This is a genomic window from Brevibacillus fluminis (assembly GCF_052072235.1).
Taxonomy (GTDB): domain Bacteria; phylum Bacillota; class Bacilli; order Brevibacillales; family Brevibacillaceae; genus Brevibacillus_D; species Brevibacillus_D fluminis_A.
In genome coordinates, this window is the sequence record NZ_CM125436.1 from 2,170,894 (window position 1) to 2,187,663 (window position 16,770).

General features: G+C 53.6%; 14 protein-coding genes. 11 read left to right on the forward strand and 3 right to left on the reverse strand.

The window, feature by feature from the left end; translation table 11 throughout:
- Window positions 1–38 precede the first annotated feature (38 nt).
- The gene (locus tag ACTID9_RS10740) at window positions 39–443 is read right to left on the reverse strand and encodes a deoxycytidylate deaminase (protein WP_441071246.1); all 405 of its coding nucleotides are present in this window, start codon (window positions 441–443) and stop codon (window positions 39–41) included.
- A 329-nt stretch (window positions 444–772) separates the two neighbouring features.
- Between ACTID9_RS10740 and ACTID9_RS10745 the strand changes: the two genes are divergently transcribed.
- The 3 genes from ACTID9_RS10745 to ACTID9_RS10755 are packed head-to-tail and all read left to right on the forward strand — an operon-like array spanning window position 773 to window position 4,803.
- Window positions 773–3,178, forward strand: a complete 2,406-nt coding sequence (locus tag ACTID9_RS10745) for a DNA internalization-related competence protein ComEC/Rec2 (RefSeq protein WP_441071247.1) — start codon at window positions 773–775, stop codon at window positions 3,176–3,178.
- Between the two features lie 57 nt (window positions 3,179–3,235).
- Window positions 3,236–3,784, forward strand: coding sequence for an RNA polymerase sigma factor (locus ACTID9_RS10750; protein WP_441071248.1), 549 nt, complete (start codon window positions 3,236–3,238; stop codon window positions 3,782–3,784).
- Window positions 3,781–4,803, forward strand: coding sequence for a hypothetical protein (locus ACTID9_RS10755; RefSeq protein ID WP_441071249.1), 1,023 nt, complete (start codon window positions 3,781–3,783; stop codon window positions 4,801–4,803). The genes ACTID9_RS10750 and ACTID9_RS10755 overlap by 4 nt, the downstream gene beginning before the upstream one ends.
- 208 nt (window positions 4,804–5,011) lie before the next feature.
- On the opposite strand, the gene ACTID9_RS10760 is transcribed toward ACTID9_RS10755, so the two are convergent.
- Window positions 5,012–6,946, reverse strand: a complete 1,935-nt coding sequence (locus tag ACTID9_RS10760) for a DUF4077 domain-containing protein (protein ID WP_441071250.1) — start codon at window positions 6,944–6,946, stop codon at window positions 5,012–5,014.
- A gap of 214 nt (window positions 6,947–7,160) precedes the next feature.
- Between ACTID9_RS10760 and ACTID9_RS10765 the strand changes: the two genes are divergently transcribed.
- Window positions 7,161–9,200 (forward strand): methyl-accepting chemotaxis protein, encoded by a 2,040-nt coding sequence (locus tag ACTID9_RS10765; RefSeq protein WP_441071251.1) that lies wholly within the window; start codon window positions 7,161–7,163, stop codon window positions 9,198–9,200.
- An 86-nt stretch (window positions 9,201–9,286) separates the two neighbouring features.
- Window positions 9,287–10,336, forward strand: coding sequence for a DNA polymerase III subunit delta (gene holA / locus ACTID9_RS10770; RefSeq protein WP_441071252.1), 1,050 nt, complete (start codon window positions 9,287–9,289; stop codon window positions 10,334–10,336).
- 31 nt (window positions 10,337–10,367) lie between these two features.
- On the opposite strand, the gene rpsT is transcribed toward holA, so the two are convergent.
- Window positions 10,368–10,640 (reverse strand): 30S ribosomal protein S20, encoded by a 273-nt coding sequence (rpsT, locus tag ACTID9_RS10775; RefSeq protein ID WP_441071253.1) that lies wholly within the window; start codon window positions 10,638–10,640, stop codon window positions 10,368–10,370.
- Window positions 10,641–10,803: 163 nt separating this feature from the next.
- Here rpsT and gpr point away from each other — a divergent pair, with 163 nt between their 5' ends.
- From gpr to ACTID9_RS10805, 6 genes are all read left to right on the forward strand, one after another.
- A complete protein-coding gene (gene gpr / locus ACTID9_RS10780) occupies window positions 10,804–11,904 on the forward strand; it encodes a GPR endopeptidase (protein WP_441071254.1) in 1,101 nt (366 codons plus the stop codon).
- Window positions 11,905–12,066: 162 nt separating this feature from the next.
- Window positions 12,067–13,263: a stage II sporulation protein P gene (gene spoIIP, locus ACTID9_RS10785; RefSeq protein WP_441071255.1), complete on the forward strand. Its 1,197-nt coding sequence runs from the start codon at window positions 12,067–12,069 to the stop codon at window positions 13,261–13,263.
- 7 nt (window positions 13,264–13,270) lie between these two features.
- Window positions 13,271–13,582, forward strand: a complete 312-nt coding sequence (locus ACTID9_RS10790; protein WP_441071256.1) for a DUF3679 domain-containing protein — start codon at window positions 13,271–13,273, stop codon at window positions 13,580–13,582.
- Between the two features lie 157 nt (window positions 13,583–13,739).
- On the forward strand, window positions 13,740–14,708 hold the full coding sequence (locus tag ACTID9_RS10795) for an ABC transporter ATP-binding protein (protein WP_441071257.1): 969 nt from the start codon (window positions 13,740–13,742) through the stop codon (window positions 14,706–14,708).
- 27 nt (window positions 14,709–14,735) lie between these two features.
- Window positions 14,736–15,707 (forward strand): ABC transporter ATP-binding protein, encoded by a 972-nt coding sequence (locus tag ACTID9_RS10800; protein ID WP_441071258.1) that lies wholly within the window; start codon window positions 14,736–14,738, stop codon window positions 15,705–15,707.
- Between the two features lie 51 nt (window positions 15,708–15,758).
- Entirely contained in the window at window positions 15,759–16,769 is a 1,011-nt protein-coding gene (locus ACTID9_RS10805; RefSeq protein ID WP_441071259.1) for an ABC transporter permease, read from the forward strand.
- The last annotated feature ends 1 nt before the right edge of the window (window position 16,770 follow it).

Sequence of the window (16,770 nt, forward strand, 5' to 3'; positions counted from 1 at the left end):
GAAACGCCCGTGAAGTGCATGACGGACGTTATGTAACGCTATTCAAATTGAATCCATTCCATCGGCTCGATAAAGTGGTGGTTAAACTCACTTTTGTAAGCGTGGCGAAACACGACGCGCACAACGCCAGCCTGGTTCAAGCGCTTCGTACAATTTTCGCAAGGTTCATGCGTGACATAGGCCGTAGCTCCTACCAAATCATCGCGTCGTGCATGCAGGATCGCATTCTCCTCGGCATGCAGCGTGCGGATGCAGCGCCCGTCTTTCAACAGGCAACCGACCTCTGTACAGTGCGGATGTCCATGGATCGAACCATTGTACCCGGTGGCGACGATCCGGTTGTCTTTTACAATCACGCAGCCTACTCGCAAACGGTTGCAGGTCGCGCGCGTTGCAACATCATCAGCCAAATCAATATAGTATTGTTCCCACGATTTTCTCACGATCTTCCACACCCTTGCGCTTCGGTTTACGTTCGTTACGAGAACCTGCTGTCTACAGAAGCACTCATCAAGAGAAGCCCTTTTCATGATAACACGCTCCCCACGGCCAAACAACCGATGAAACGCCCGAAAAAGGCAAAATTCGCAGAAGAAACAGCATGTAAAACTAGCAAAATGCCATGTATGCGCTTACTGTTGGCTGTGGTGAACCGCTGTGCTGACGCCCTGACACCTGTATGGCTTGAGCCCTATGCTGCGCTTTTTTTGTCTCGATCAGATCGCTTAATCTGGTGGATGATAGACAAAAGCGAGAGGGGACGAAACGGCAAATGGGGCAAAAAAATGTGTGGTTTTCATGCGGTTTGACCGTCGCAGCAGGCTACTTGCTTTCCGCGTCGCTTGCATTCGGGCTGGTCATTTCGCTCTATCTAGTCCTATTGACACTTTGCCTGCTTGTTCCAAAACAGTACGCTAAGAAGATCGTATGTTTGTTGATGATAGGGCTGATTGCCTCGGCCTATTATGCTTACTATGATTTCATCCACCGTTCTTTCCTGCAAGCGGCAGCGGAGCGCGAAGAGCGGCTCCATGTCTGGGGAAGCATCGACTCGCAGGTGAAGCGGGATGGCGACATCCTTTCGTTTTACCTGTTGGCCGAGCGTGCGGGCAAGACAGAAGCAGCGCTTGAACCGCTTGCACGGCCGGAACGAATTGCCGTTCGGGTCCGGCTGACAGAGGAGGGCCAGATTCGGCTCGTCGAACGTTATCGGCAAACGGATCGGCTCGGATTGTCTCTCGACTTGGCAATGCCACAGCATGCGCGAAATCCGCATGCGTTTGATTATGCAGCATACCTTTCTACCCAAGGAGTGACGGTGACCGGTTCGGGTACCTTTGCGGACGTATTCGCCTATCGGCAGGAGGCGACGGTTCAGCGGTTGTTCCAGGAATGGCAGGAACAAGCTGCCCGGCGGGTCGTACAATGTTTCTCCGATCCGGTTGCGGCAGGCTATTTGCAGTCGCTTTTGTTCGGCGTTCAGGAAGCGCCCGATCCGTCGCTGGTCGATCTTTATCGCGACATGGGGCTGATTCATGTGCTGGCGATCTCGGGGCTGCACGTTACGCTCGTCAGCATGTTCTGCATGCAGGCGCTTGCGTTGTGCCGGATGAAGGAAAAGCACGCGTTTCTTTTGACCTCCCTTCTGATCGGCGGCTATGTCATGCTGGTCGGAGCCAGCCCGTCTGCCATTCGAGCCGGTTTGATGGGCGCCCTGTATTTGTGGGGACGCTTGCTCGACAAGCGGTGGAGCGGACTTGAGCTGCTTGGCGCCGCCCTTTTGGGCATGCTGATCGTATCCCCCTACCAGATGTGGCAGCTCGGTTTTCAGCTATCCTTTTTGGTTACATGGGGGCTCTTGGTCTACGTGCCGCTGTTCATGAGCGTTCCGTTTCCGCGCAAAGCGTGGATGCGCTCCGCACTGGCCGTCACGACGGCCGCCCAGCTGGTTTCATTTCCTGTGATCATCTACTGGTTCCATCTCTCGTCACCGCTATCCTGGCTCGTCAATCTCCTCCTGGTCCCCATCCTCTCCCTTATCGTACTACCGATCGGCTACGTGGTGATTTTGCTCAGCTTCGTTCATCCGGCATTGGCGGTTTTGCCTGCGGCCGCAATTGAGCATCTGCTCAGCTGGCTCCATGGACTGCTCGCCATTATGGGGGAATGGCATGTTCCCTTTACCCATTGGCGGCATCCGGCATGGTGGTGGATGTTTGGGTACGGGGCGCTTTTGGTCGCCGTCCCCATATTTTGGCAGCGTGGCTACCATCGAAATCGTGATAAGATTGGGTATTGCGCCATTCTGCTGCTGCTCATTGCCCTGGCCAAAAATCCGTTTGCGAACGCAGGCGAGGTGCGCATCACGTTTCTTGATGTCGGGCAAGGGGACTCGGCTGTTGTGGAGATCGGCAACCGGCTCGTCTACGTGATCGACAGCGGCGGGACACCGGTTTTTGCCAACGAACAATGGAAGAGGCGGCGCGATCCTTTTGAAGTAGGCAAAGATACGGTGCTGCCGTTTCTGCGCTCGCGCGGAATCGAACGGATCGACCGGCTGGTGATGACCCATGGCGACTATGACCATATTGGCGGCTTCGGCGGTGTTTTGCCGCATATGGAAATCGCGGCAGCGCTGGTGAACGGGAAAGAGCCCGGTCACACGGAGCTGCAGCTGCATAATGAATTACGACGAAAAAAAATCCCGATCGTGACAGGGCAGACGGGACAAAGCTGGCAGGACGGCCCGGATGTACGCTGGACATGGCTGAGTCCCGGTCTTGACCGATCGGTTGAAGATAATGATGCATCGATTGTCCTATTGTTGGAAGCATACGGCAAACGTATTTTATTTACAGGCGATATGGAAGAAGAAGTCGAGCAGCGTTTGGCGAACGAAGGACTTCTTCCGCCGATCGACGTATTGAAGGTCGGCCATCATGGCAGCAGGACGGGGACGTCAGAACTGTTGCTCGACCGAACGCACCCGGCCTTGGCGATCATTTCCGTCGGCCAAAAGAACCGGTACGGACATCCTGCACCTGAGATCCTGGCACGGCTGAAGGCTCGGGGCATCCAGACGATTCGTACCGATCAAAGCGGCGCGGTTACCGTGCGGATTGATCAAACGGGACTTGTTTGGGATGTTTCGCTGCGTTCACCCGCCATGCAAAAATAATTCTAAGCGAGATGCAACCTTTTGGTTCATGCCTGCGTCGATAGAGGGGAGGACACGATGGTTGAAGCAGAGCTGATCAAACGTGCGCAAGCCGGAGACCAGACAGCATTGGTCGATCTTTTGCGCCAAATTGAAAATTCGGTCTACCGAAGCGCTTATTATATACTTGGTAATGAACATGACGCGCTGGATGCGGCACAGGAAGCCCTGATTCGCATCTATCGCAAAATCCATACCTTTCAGGAAAAAGCCAAATTCTCTACCTGGGTACAAAGAATCGTGAGCAATGTCTGCATCGATGAATATCGGGCAAAAAAAGAAGCGATTTCCATCGAGGAGCATGAGTTGGTGATTCCGGACACACAGACGGTGGAAGAGGCGGTTCTTTTGCAAGATATGTCAGAGGAGATTCAGAGAGCGATCGGACAATTGCCCGATCAATATCGCATCGTGGTTGTGCTGCGCTATTTGCAGGATTTTGCCTATCAGGAAATTGCCGAAGCGCTCGATTTGCCGCTCAATACGGTAAAGTCCTATTTGTTCCGCGCGAGGCAGCAGCTGCAAGAAAAGCTATTGGAGTACCAGGGGGGAGTGAGTAAACGATGAATCGGACAGAAGCGATGGACTTGATACAACGACAACTGGATGGTGATTTGACACAGGAAGAACACATCGCACTGGAAGAACAGCTCCGGGTAGACAGCGAACTCCAGCTGTTCCGTCAACGTTTACAGCGGGTATCCGCGGAATTGCACAACCTGCCGCGCGTCACACCGCCGATCAGTTTGGTGGATGCGATCCTGCCGAGAATCGCGGCAGAGACGGCCGCTCCCCCGATTCAAAACGACGATTTTTCCTCACGCGAAGGCGAGCGCGGGCTGCAAACGCCGGCTGGCGTGCTGCGGCTGGACACAACCCAGGCAGAGCTGCAGCAGTCTGCCAAAAAACGGCTCCCCGTCTGGCTCGGCAAATCAGCGATCGGCGCGGTTGCGGCATGCTTGCTGATCGGCATGTTTTCCGCTTTTGGCGCTTGGAAGAAGAACGATCAGGGGCCGGCCCCTGCGGGAATACCAGGCAAAGACCAGCCTTTCGTCGTCGCACCGAAATCGGAGGAACAGCAAGAAACCAAGACCGATGACAAGAAAAACCCTGACAAAAAGACGGAGCAAAAGACCGAGAAGGATCAGGACAAAAAGACCGACCGGCAGCAATCGAAGAAGATGGATAAGCCGGTATCGAATAACCAAGGCAAAAAGCAGGACAGCAAAGGAAGCCAGTCTCGGCCTCCTGCTGCACCGAAAAAAGAAAAGTCGTCGCAAACGAAAGAAACGGACAAATCCCGCCAGGAGCGAAACAATGAGTTCCTGAACGATCTGCGGGAGTATGTCAAAACGCACAAAGGCGTCGATGGCAATGACGAGGTCGACTGGGGGAAGCTCGATGAGCTGATCAAAAAGTCGATTGAGAATAATCGGCAAAAGTACAAGAAAGACAAAGACCCGCAAGGCTGGAAAGAGCTTGAAAAAATATTGCAGGACCAAAAGCCGGGAACGAGCAAAGATGACAAGAAAGGGGAGAAAAAAGAACGCAGCAAAGGAGACAAACACGACGATCACGAGCAGTAGAATTTCGCTTTCGCACGGAGAAAATGACCGGAACCACCTGACAGCAGCCTGCATATCATGAAAGTACCAAGCACCCCCTGCTTACCGTTTGGGAAGAACGAATCCCGGGGCTTCTCCCTAAACGTTTACATAAAGGTGCAAAATCCCGTTAGGAAGAAGCCGCATGTGTGTTCCAGCGGCTTTTTCCAAAACGGTACAGGGGACAAGCTTATGCGATGGCGCCGAGTTCTTTGGCTTTTTTCACAGCTTTCATGCGGTTTTCCACCTCAAGCTTGGAATAAATGATCGAGATGTAATTTTTGATCGTGCTTTCCGAAAAATGCAGCTTCTCCGCGATTTCCTTGTATTTGTAGCCATCGGACAAATATTGCAAAATCGTGATCTCCTTGTCGGTGAGGCCAAACGAAGGGCTGTCGGACAGGCGATCGATCGTTTCATCGTCGTTTCGTTCCGCAGGCTGGCCGGCTATTTTTCTGGCAGCCTCCAGCGTCAAAAAGGTGTTTCCGTTGTGAACCGTACGGATGATATGAACGAGGCTGGAAAGAAGAAACGATTTGTCCAGGAAGCTGTGGATATCGAGCTTGATTGCCTCCTTTGCCCAATCGAACGCAAGGGTGGTGGAAAAGGCAATGATTTTGCTGGCAGGCCACCGCTCCTTCAGCCGATCGATGGCATTTCGCTCATCAGGCTGGTGTACGTCAAATAAAATAATATCCGGTTCGGATTCAATGGAGGCCGCAATCGCTTCCGAGCCAGCGGGCATTTGGGCAAGAATTCGCACATCCGTTTCGGACTCCAGCAAAATTTTTATGCTTTCCGCAATCATGTCATGACTTGTGACCAGCAGCACACCGATCTGCTGTTTAACCTGACTGGCCCGAATCGGAATGCGCAGCGTATGCCGATGGAGGGTCGGCGCTTTTTCCAGGACGTGATAATCCCCGCGCAAATTTTCCACCCTGCGTTTGATCGCCGCCACGATTTGCTCATCGAACCGTGCGGCACCGCCGTATTCCGCATCTACCACAACCATGAAGTGCTCCTGTTGAAACGACACGACCAGATCGACACGGGATAGCCGATTTTCCCGAAAAGTCAAGGCAAACAAATCTTGCAGGCAGCGGAGGATGGATACATTCGCAGCCGGCGAAAAATCGTATTCCTCGCCTACAACCATGAGATTGACAGAAGCATCATGGCCGGCCTGGTAATCGTCGATCATCGCGCGCAGCGCATGGGGAATGGGGACAGGTACGTTTCCGTTCAATTCCTCCAGTTTTTCCTTAATAAAGCGAATGTAAGTGGCAGAAAAGGTTGAAAGCTGAACCCGTTTTTGCTGGGGGTGCTCTGTCTCTTGCTCCGCGTGATGAAGCGATTCCCCATCCGGCCAGAGCGAGGAAAGCGAGCCGCCTACCGTTGTTTTCAGCTCGCGCAAAAGCCGGTTGCGCTCCTCCTGAACCGTGAGCCATTCCACCTGCTTCGCATACTCCTGCAAGGCATTGTTTTGCTGCTGGATCAGCATGTTGTGCTCCTGGAACTGTTGAAGCAGCTTTTGCTGATGGTCAGCGGAGTGGACATAATGGCTAAAGCGCGCTCCAAGCAAGGTCACGCCTGAAAGCACCAGCGTCGTCTCCAGGAGGAGCACCAGATTTGGCAAGAAAGCGGAGAACGACTCGATATACGGAAAAAAGAGTTCTCTCCAGCCGAAAAACGCCAGACAGCAGAAGACGAGGCTGGATAGCCCGATGTAGAGCGTCAACCCTACGTGTAAATAGATCAAGGATAAGGTCAGTACGACAAAAATCATTTCAGGGGCTTGCGGAAAGAAATTGAACAGCCAAAGCTCAAAAAAGGTAAACAGCAAAAAAAGCGTCAAAAAGATATGCTTGAACCACTGCTTCAGGAACGACAGCTGGTTGCAGACGACGGCGATCAAGGACATCGTGACATAGCCGCTCACAAACAGCAGATGGGCGGAAGAAAAAAAGCCCATGTTCATCAATATTGCGGTTTCCGCAAAACAGAAAATCGGAAGCAGCAAAAACAAAAGCAGCCTGTCCTTTTGCTCATCAACCTCCAATTTGCCGAAGATTTGCCGAACATACTCCAGAACCATGCGAAATATCACCACTTTGCTCGTCATTTTTTGAATAACCTTCCTTCTTATTATACATACCGACGGTCGGTTTGAATAGGTCGTTTTTGACCCAGTGATTCCCTGAGACTACAGAGGGGTGGACAAGTCAGGAGTATCGTCCATAACCTTCGGCACTGTTTCGCGAAAATGCGGGCCCTTTATCATGGGGAGGATTCGCTTGTACGAAATATCGGCGAAAAACAGAGGCGGGGGGAACAGAATGAAAAGTATCAAAGCGAAGGTCATGGTCATTTTATCCATCATCTCGGTGGTTACCTTTGCACTTTTGTCTATTTTTAATTATGTGCAGTTCAAAAGCGAGAGCCTTGCATCGGCAAAGCGCAACCTTTTGTTACAGGTCGAGAGCGAATCAACGCATTTATTCGGCGTACTGGATAAGGCGGGCAAAGTGTCCAATACGCTTGGGTATACGATTTTGCATGAAGGCCCGCAAAATATCTCCTCTGTGGAAAAAACCGTAATGGGCGTAGTCGAATCGGAGAGCACCATCCTCGGCGGAGGCTTTTGGATGGAGCCGAATCAGTTTGATCCGACAAAGCGCCTGTACGCCCGCTATGCGCTGAAGGACCAAGCCGGTGCCAAAATTGTGCCGCAGTACAGCGGGGCTTACGATTACCTGCACGATGACTGGTACCGGACCGGCTTTGTGGACAAGCAGTACGCCTGGACGGAGCCATACGCCGATCCGGTAACGAAAATCCAGATGATCACGGCGTCCAGTCCGATCCGCAAAGATAACAAGATCATCGGGATCATCACGATGGACATCGGCCTTGCCGATTTGAAAAAAAGCGTGGAAAAACTGAAAGTAGGGACTACAGGATACGGCTTCGTCGTTTCGCAAACCGGCGCGATGGTTACGTCCGTTGATGCGAATGCCCAGGAAAAGCGCACCATATCAGACGACAAAGATTATCAGCAAAACGAGCTGGGGCAAAAAATCGCCAAGGCGAGTGAAATCGCGATGACGGAGGCCACAATCAAAGGGAAGCCGAGCTTTGTGACGTATGCGCCGATCGGCAGTACAGGGATGGTGCTGGTCACCGTGCTGCCATTGCAGGAATTGATGGACCCGATCAATCAAAACTTGTACAAGAGCACAGCATTGTTCCTGGGAGCGCTCTGTGTTTTCCTGCTGCTGCTGTACATTTTTATCCATCGGCAAGTGACCCTTCCCCTGCAACATCTGAGCACGGCGATCTTTGAGATGGTGAAAAAGCGGGATTTGACGACAAGCTTTCATTCCAGACGCAAGGATGAAATCGGCGAGGTGGTCACCGCACTCAGCCAATTTACGCGCGAGCTGCATGGGATTTTCCAGCATGTCGATCAAAACGCGCAGCAGGTGCAGGAATATGCGGCTGCTTCCGCGCGCAAAGCGAAGGAAGCGGCGCGGGCATCCGAACAAGTCACCGATGCCATCGCACAGGTAGCGGTAGGCACCCATCATCAAATGCAAGGCTCCCGGGAAAGCGCGCTTGCCATGGAAGAGATGGCACTGGGCATCGTTCGGGTGGCGGAGGCATCGCAGGTGATGGCGGAATCATCGATCACGATGGAACGTGAGGCAGAGGTTGGAACCAATGCGGTTTCCAACGTCGTCCGGCAAATGGATACCATCAACCTGTCTGTGCAGCAAACGTCCGGCGTCATCAAGCGGCTCCATCGCCGCTCGGAGGAAATCTCCCAGATCGTCAGCGTCATTACGCAAATTTCGTCGCAAACCAACCTGCTGGCATTAAATGCTGCCATCGAGGCTGCACGTGCAGGAGAGCGCGGAAAAGGGTTTGCCGTTGTCGCGGATGAAATTCGCAAGCTTGCCGAGCAAACCAACCAATCTGCGGGCATGATCGCGAAGCTGATCACCGAGGTTCAGTCGGACACGACCATTACGGTTGATTCGATGGAACAGGAGATGCAAGAGGTTCATGAAGGGATTCGCGTCGCATTGGAAAGCGGCGATGCGTTCGGGCGCATTGTCGACGCGGCGCGGAGTGTGAACGATCAGGTGCAAGGCGTATCGGCCATTTCGGAACAAATGTCCGCTGGCAGCGAGCAAGTATCCGCCTCCATTTTGGAGCTGTCCAAAATCGCTGAGAAGTCTGCCCGATCCGCTAGCGACGTCGCGCAATCGGCGCAGGAACATTTGCAAACGTTTAAAGAGATGGAAGCGTCCGCTGAGGAAATGAGCAGCATGGCGACGCGATTGAAAGGGCTGATCGGCCAGTTTACGATTTGAATGATGGTTTCTTGAAACGGGACGGGCTTGGCTCACCCCGTTTTTTCCTCTACAATAGACAAGATGGGGAAAGGGGGCTTGCGCAGATGGATTTGCGTGCAGCAGTCAAAGCGATTCGCGACAAGCAGTATGCGCCTGTCTATGTCCTGTACGGAGAGGAAAACTTTTTGAAAGAAGAATTTATTGCCTTTGCGCGCAGTGAGATGATCGGGAAAGATTATGCTGATTTTAATCTGAGTGAATATGACTGCCAGGAGCAGGCGCTCCCGGATATTTTGCAGGATGCCGAGACGTTTCCGTTCATGGCGGAGCGTCGACTGGTGGTAGCGGATAACGCCTATTTTTTGTCCGGGGCGAAACCGACCGGCACGATCAAGCATGAGGTCGACCCGCAAGTGCTGGCCCAGTATTTGGACAATCCGCCGCCTTTTTCAACGATCATGTTTACCGTTGGTGCGGACAAGCTGGACGAGCGGAAAAAAATCGTCAAAACGCTTCAGCAGAAGGCGGTCATGATTTCCTTCGCACCGCTCAAGGATCAAGAGCTGTATGCCTGGGTTGAACGCCGGGCGAAAAAATACAAGACGTTCATCGAACGGGAGGACGCTGCCAGGCTCGTGGCCCGATGCGGCAGCGAACTGAGGCTCTTGGACCGCGAGCTGGAAAAGCTGGCACTCTACGTCGGGCCTGAGGCGACCATTACGGAGCAGGCGATCGAGCTGCTGGCATCGCGGACGCTGGAGCATGACGTATTCGCGTTGGTGGAAGCCGTCGTTTCAGGCAGGCTTGCCGAAGCGTTCCGGATCTTGTATGACCATATGAAAACGGGAGAGGAGCCGATCAAGCTGATGGCGCTGTTCGCCCGGCAAGTCAGGCTTTTGCTCTCGGTCAAGATGTGGGCGCCGCGCGGGTATTCCCAGCAGCAGCTCGCCGGCATGCTGAAGGTGCATCCGTTTGCCGTCAAAAAAGCGATGGAGCAGGCACGCCACTTTGACGAGAGCGCGTTGCGCAAGCTGCTTGCGATTTGCGCGGAGGAAGATTTTCGCATGAAGTCCGGTCAAGTGGACAAACAGCTGGCTGTCGAGCTGTTCATCACAAAAGTTGCCCAGCTAAAACAAAACCCCCTTCGAACATAATGTTCAAGGGGGTTTTGGCGCTTCGCGCACCTTACGCAGTTACAGTCGCTGCGTTCAGTTTTTTCATCAAGCGAGATTTTTGACGGTTTGCCGCATTTTTATGGATGAGACCTTTGGTAGCAGCTTTGTCCAACTTTTTCACGGCTACCAGAAGGGTAGATTTCGCTAGTTCGAGGTTGCTCGCTGCAACTGCTTTCTCAAAGCTTTTCACCGCTGTACGCAGATCGGATTTTTGCGATGCACGTTGTGCACGGCGCTTCTCGATTTGCTTGGTGCGCTTGATTGCGGATTTAATATTTGGCATGAATGTCACCTCCTTAAAGCTATAAGACGCGTCTTAGGCTCTTACATACAACAAAATATATTCTAGCATGCGGCACCCACGATTGCAAGAATGGATTCCGTATAAAAGTTCCACATTTATGCATTCTAACAGTAAGAGTTGGAATAAGGGGAGGTTTGACAAGATGCAGCACAACATTGATCTCGGTGCCTATTCGATCCGCACCGACTTGGCGGTGGAATCCCATGAATTGGCGCAGCAGGAGCAGCAGGCACCTCTTTCCGGATTTGAGATGGAGACGGATGACCGGGAGCCCGGCATCAAGGTAACGCGCATGACGGTGCAAAATGAAGAGGCTGGACGGCAAATCGGCAAATGGCCGGGGCATTACCTGACCATCGAGGTGCCCAAGCTGCGCGATAACGACTCCGAGCTGGAGCAGCAGGTGATGCGCCGGTTTGCCCACGAATTCAAGCAGTTTTTGGAGAAGAAAGGACTGACGGAAAACAAGAAGGCATTGGTCGTCGGCCTTGGCAACTGGAACGTCACACCTGACGCGCTCGGCCCGCTTGTCGTGGAAAATCTGCTGATTACGCGGCATCTGTTCACATTGGCCCCTGAATCGGTGGAGGATGGGTATCGGGAGGTAAGCGCCATTTCTCCAGGCGTCCTCGGCATTACCGGGATCGAGACGAGCGAGATCGTTTTTGGCGTCGTGGAAAAAAGCAAGCCGGATTTCGTGATCTGCATCGATGCCCTTGCCTCCCGGGCGCTGCATCGTGTCAATACGACCATCCAAATCTCCGATACCGGCATTCATCCAGGCTCGGGCGTCGGAAACAAGCGCAAGGCGATCGATGAGGCCACGCTCGGTATCCCCGTCATCGCCATCGGTGTTCCAACCGTCGTGTTCGCCTCGACGATCGTGCACGATTCGATCACCTACCTCCTTGGCCACTTCGGCCAGTCGGTGCAAGAGAGCAAACGCGCCTTCAACCGTCTGACGACAAGCAGCGTACCGGAGCGGAAGGAGCCGTATACGGAAGAGGATTTGCCTGACATGGAGTCGCGCAAAACATTCATGGGGCTGGTTGGCCAGCTGTCCGAGCAGGACAAGCAGCAGCTCATTCATGAAGTGCTTCAGCCGCTTGGACAAAATTTGGTCGTCACGCCGAAGGAAATCGATGATTTCATCGAGGGAATCGCCAACATCATTGCGAGCGGATTGAACAGCGCCCTGCATCGTGCTGTCGGGCAAGAAAACGTTAACGCATACACGCACTAATGTAATGAAGAAACGCGTTTCACACGAACGGGAGAAGCACCGGACATCAGGTGCTTCTCTATTATTTTTTTGCTAGAAACCAGGTCTATCGTTTCTTCCATTCGCATACTCATAGAGCAAGAACAAGTCGTGACACAGCCGACTGCTAGAGGAGGGAGAAAGATGGCAGCCATACTACAGCGGCACTTTGTAGTCCTATCGCTTTGCACTGCCTTTTTGTTCGTTCTGACGGGCATTTTGTCACTGTCGGGAAACCGCGTGATGCCCACTTCCAATACGCTTCAGCAAGCAGCAGCCAACATCTCGAGCCTGGCCATGCTCAAAGTGATCGGCAGGGAGATTCCCTCGCTTGCCGATTCGGTAGAGACGACCGCTGCGCAGTCCAGCAGCTGGACCAGCTTTTTATTCGAGGCCATGACCAACATCCAGCCCGGCGACCTGCGCAGCTTGCTCGGGCGAGAACTCCCGGGGCTGTTGACCTTTGACGATGCCCGGATCATCGTGCCGGGACTGGGGACGGAGCTGTCCGATCTGTACGTGGAGAACACGCCGCACGACTTGCCCAACAATGAGGTGCCACAGACACCCGGCGGCGGGCAGACGGGGCAAAAAGAGACGACGCCGCCAGCGACGACGGTGCCGCCGAAAACAAGCACGGGGGAGCCTAAGCCCAATACCCCGATCGCGACGAAAGGCAATGTGGTGTTCATCTATCATTCGCACAATCGGGAATCGTGGCTCTCCGAAACCAAGCGCGTGGGCCAATCGGTCGACAGCCCTACGCGCAACATTACGCTTGTCGGCGAGCGGCTGGCGGATAACTTGCGCGAGAAAGGAATCGGCGTCGACACCAATACCGACGATATTACGCAGCGGCTGGTTGACCAGGGAAGAAGCTTTACGCTCTCGTATGCGGAATCGCTCAAAGTCGTCAAATCCGAGTTGGAGGAGAACCGCAACATCCGGTATTTGTTCGACCTTCACCGCGACGACCAGCCGCGCGAGAAAACGACGATCGAAATCAATGGCAAATCGTATGCGCGCCTTTTTTTCGTCATCGGCCTGATGAACAAAAACCACGAGAAAAATGCAGAGTTTGCGACGAAATTGCATATGCTTTTGGAGAAGAAGTACCCGGGGCTGTCCCGCGGCGTCACAGGGAAGGGCAGCAAGGACGGCAATGGCGAGTATAACCAGTCGATTTCGCCGGGCAGTCTGCTGATTGAGTTCGGCGGGACCGGCAATACGGTGCAGGAATGCTACAACAGCGCAGCGGCGCTGGCGGATGTGTTCGCCGAATACTATTGGCAAGCGGAGCGCGCCAATGCGACGGTGACAGAGTCAACAGACAAGAGGTGAGTAGCGAGTGGACATCAGATTGAAAGTCGTGAGCCTCGTCGCGGTTCTCTTGATCGGCGTCATCCTTGGCCTGCTAACTGCGGAGCGCGGAATCTACAAAATCGAAGGACTGCCGGAGCAGCAGCCGCCAAAGCAGTCGGTGTATATCACAAAAGTGGATAACGGCAAAATGGAAGTGGCGGTCATGGGGCAAAAAGCGACCGCTGCGAAAGGGAAAATGAGCAATTACATGAGTCGGGTCGGCCTTTCGCTTGGGCAGGCAGTAAGGGGCGGAACACAGGCGGCGGTGAACTGGATGTCTTCTTTTTTTCAACCATAACCTGTTTTTTGACAGGTTTTTTTCTTTTGTTAAAATTTTATTTATTTGCTGTATTGCGAAAAGATGCAGAATAATGGCATAATGTTCACAACCAGCTTCCTATATTCCCCATCCCCCCCTACAAAATACCTAAATTTCGGTAAGAGAGGTGCGCTAGATGTCGCAGACAATCTTGGAAGTAGAAAACTTGCAGACGCACTTTTTTTCCGACCGGGGAGCCATTCCTTCCGTAGACGGCGTCAACATACGCGTAGGCAAAGGAGAGGTCGTCGGCATCGTCGGTGAATCCGGCTGCGGAAAAAGTGTGACGTCCTTATCGATTATGAGGCTTATTCCATCCCCCCCAGGCAAAATCGTCGGTGGCTCGATCCGCTTCAAAGGGGAAGAGTTGATCTCGTGCAATGAAAAACGAATGCGCCAAATACGCGGCAATGAAATCGCCATGATCTTCCAGGAGCCGATGACATCGCTCAATCCCGTCTACACGATCGGGGACCAGATTGGCGAGGCGGTGAGGCTGCATACAAAAGTGGACAAGCGCGAAGCCCGCAAGAAGGCGATCGAAATGCTGAAGCGGGTGGGCATTCCGCGTGCGGAGGCGATCGTCGACGAATACCCGCACCAATTGTCAGGCGGCATGCGGCAGCGCGTGATGATCGCCATGGCGATGACGTGCAATCCCGAGCTTTTGATCGCCGACGAACCGACGACGGCGCTCGATGTGACGATCCAGGCGCAGATTTTGGACCTGATGCGCAAGCTCAACCAGGAGTCGGGCACCGCGATCATGCTCATCACACACGATCTCGGGGTGGTCGCCGAAATGTGCCACAGGGTCGTGGTCATGTACGCAGGCAAGGTGGTGGAAGAGGGTAGTGTCCGAACCATCCTGAAAAAGCCGAAGCACCCGTATACGATCGGTTTGCTTCAATCCATCCCCAAGCTGGAAGAGTCAAGAGAGCGGCTCTACTCGATCCCTGGCAACGTGCCTGTCCCAGGCTCGCTCAAGACAGGCTGCCGCTTCGCGCCACGGTGCGAGCATGCGGTGGACAAGTGCCATCAGGAGATGCCGGAACTTCTGGAAGTGGAGGCGGGGCATTTCTCCCGCTGCTGGATGAATCAATAGGCCGATCGTAGAAAGGGGCAAACAAGGGTGGCAGAAGAACTGCTCGTCGTGAACCATTTGAAAAAATATTACCCCATCGCTGGCGGGGTTTTCGGTAAAACCGTCGGAACGGTCAAAGCCGTTGACGATGTTTCCTTTACGGTGAAAACGGGTGAAACGCTGGGACTGGTGGGAGAAAGCGGCTGCGGCAAGTCGACGACAGGGCGTTCGGTCATGCGTCTGATCGAGCCGACCGAAGGAGAAGTGCTGTTTCGAGGCAAAGCGGTCACCAGCCTGAATCAGCAAGAGCTGCGCAAAATGCGGCGTGACATGCAAATCGTCTTTCAGGACCCGTTCGCATCGCTGAATCCACGGCACAATGTGGAGAGCATCCTGGAGGAGCCATTGATCGTGCACGGAATTGGAAGCGCTTCGGAAAGAAAGAAGCGCGTGCTCGACATGCTGGAGGTTGTCGGCCTGACAAGCTATCACGCCAAACGGTATCCGCATCAGTTCAGCGGCGGTCAGCGCCAGCGCATCGGCATCGCCCGCGCGTTGATGGTCAATCCCAAGCTGGTCGTGCTCGATGAGCCTGTCTCGGCGCTTGACGTATCGATCCAGTCGCAGGTGCTCAATCTGCTGCAAGATTTGCAAAAAGAGTTTGGCTTGACGTATCTGTTCATCGCCCACGATTTGAGCGTCGTGCGCCACATCAGCGATCGCGTCGGCGTCATGTATCTCGGACGCATCGTCGAGCTGGCCGACAAAGACGCGCTTTACAGCAATCCGCTGCACCCTTATTCACAGGCGCTGCTGTCCGCTGTACCGAACCCGGACCCTGATGTAAAGCGGGAGCGCATCATTTTGCAAGGCGATGTGCCGAGCCCGGCGAATCCGCCGAGCGGCTGCACGTTCCATACCCGCTGCTCGCATGTCAAAGAGATTTGCCGCTCCATCCGCCCGACATTCCGTGATGCGGGCAACGGCCACTTTGTCGCATGCCATCTATACGGCGAATAAATACACGCTCGTTTTTAGACGAACCCGAATCAATATTTGGAAAGCGAGGAAATGGCATTGGTATCGTATACCCTGCGCAGATTGATGATGCTGATTCCCGTTCTGATCGGCATGTCGATCGTAGTCTTCTGCATTACGCATGCCATTCCGGGTGATCCGGCCCAAACCATTTTGGGCGAAAAGGCCAGCCCGAAAGCGCTCGCGGAGCTGCGCGAACAGCTCGGACTCAACCTACCGTGGTACCAGCAGTATTTTGATTACGTCGGCAAGGTGCTTACCGGCAATTTGGGCAATTCGCTTCACACGAAAGCCGGGATCGGGCAGGAAATCGTCCCGTATTTGGCGGCTACCGCCGAACTTACGCTTTTTTCCATGTTGTTTGCCATCATTATTGGCGTGAACGCCGGCATTATCTCCGCTTGGAAGCAAAATTCCTGGTTTGACTACGTATCCATGCTGATCGCCCTGATCGGGGTCTCCATGCCGATTTTCTGGCTGGGCCTGATGGAGCAATGGTTTTTCGCCCAGGAATTGAAATGGTTACCCTCGATTGGCCGCGACGACCCGCGTTTGCCGATCAACCCCATCACACACTTTTACATTATCGATTCCATCTTGGCAGGCCGCTTTGACCAACTGAAAGACGTCTTCCTGCATTTGATCTTGCCGAGCATCGCACTGGGCACCATCCCGATGGCGATCATCGCCCGGATTACCCGTTCCAGCATGCTGGAAGTGATGCGTTCGGATTTTATTCGCACCGCAAAAGCCAAAGGGCTTGGACAATTTTTCGTCGTGTACAAGCATGCGCTCAAAAACGCGCTGATTCCCGTATTGACGATCATCGGTTTGCAGACCGGCATGCTGCTTGGCGGCGCGGTGCTGACCGAAACCATTTTTGGCTGGCCGGGCGTTGGACGATACATCTACACCGCGATCGGCAACCGCGATTATCCTGTGATCCAATCCGGCATCCTCGTGATCGCCACCATTTTTGTTCTGATCAACCTGCTGGTCGACCTCCTGTACGCCTATGTCGATCCACGCATCAAATACCGCTAAG

Excerpts from the sequence above, each read along its gene's own strand:
- ACTID9_RS10745 (WP_441071247.1), top strand. The coding sequence starts at position 773 with ATGGGGCAAAAAAATGTGTGGTTTTCATGCGGTTTGACCGTCGCAGCA.
- ACTID9_RS10750 (WP_441071248.1), top strand. The coding sequence starts at position 3,236 with ATGGTTGAAGCAGAGCTGATCAAACGTGCGCAAGCCGGAGACCAGACA.
- ACTID9_RS10755 (WP_441071249.1), top strand. The coding sequence starts at position 3,781 with ATGAATCGGACAGAAGCGATGGACTTGATACAACGACAACTGGATGGT.
- ACTID9_RS10760 (WP_441071250.1), bottom strand. The coding sequence starts at position 6,946 with ATGACGAGCAAAGTGGTGATATTTCGCATGGTTCTGGAGTATGTTCGG.
- ACTID9_RS10765 (WP_441071251.1), top strand. The coding sequence starts at position 7,161 with ATGAAAAGTATCAAAGCGAAGGTCATGGTCATTTTATCCATCATCTCG.
- holA (WP_441071252.1), top strand. The coding sequence starts at position 9,287 with ATGGATTTGCGTGCAGCAGTCAAAGCGATTCGCGACAAGCAGTATGCG.
- rpsT (WP_441071253.1), bottom strand. The coding sequence starts at position 10,640 with ATGCCAAATATTAAATCCGCAATCAAGCGCACCAAGCAAATCGAGAAG.
- gpr (WP_441071254.1), top strand. The coding sequence starts at position 10,804 with ATGCAGCACAACATTGATCTCGGTGCCTATTCGATCCGCACCGACTTG.
- spoIIP (WP_441071255.1), top strand. The coding sequence starts at position 12,067 with ATGGCAGCCATACTACAGCGGCACTTTGTAGTCCTATCGCTTTGCACT.
- ACTID9_RS10795 (WP_441071257.1), top strand. The coding sequence starts at position 13,740 with ATGTCGCAGACAATCTTGGAAGTAGAAAACTTGCAGACGCACTTTTTT.
- ACTID9_RS10805 (WP_441071259.1), top strand. The coding sequence starts at position 15,759 with ATGGCATTGGTATCGTATACCCTGCGCAGATTGATGATGCTGATTCCC.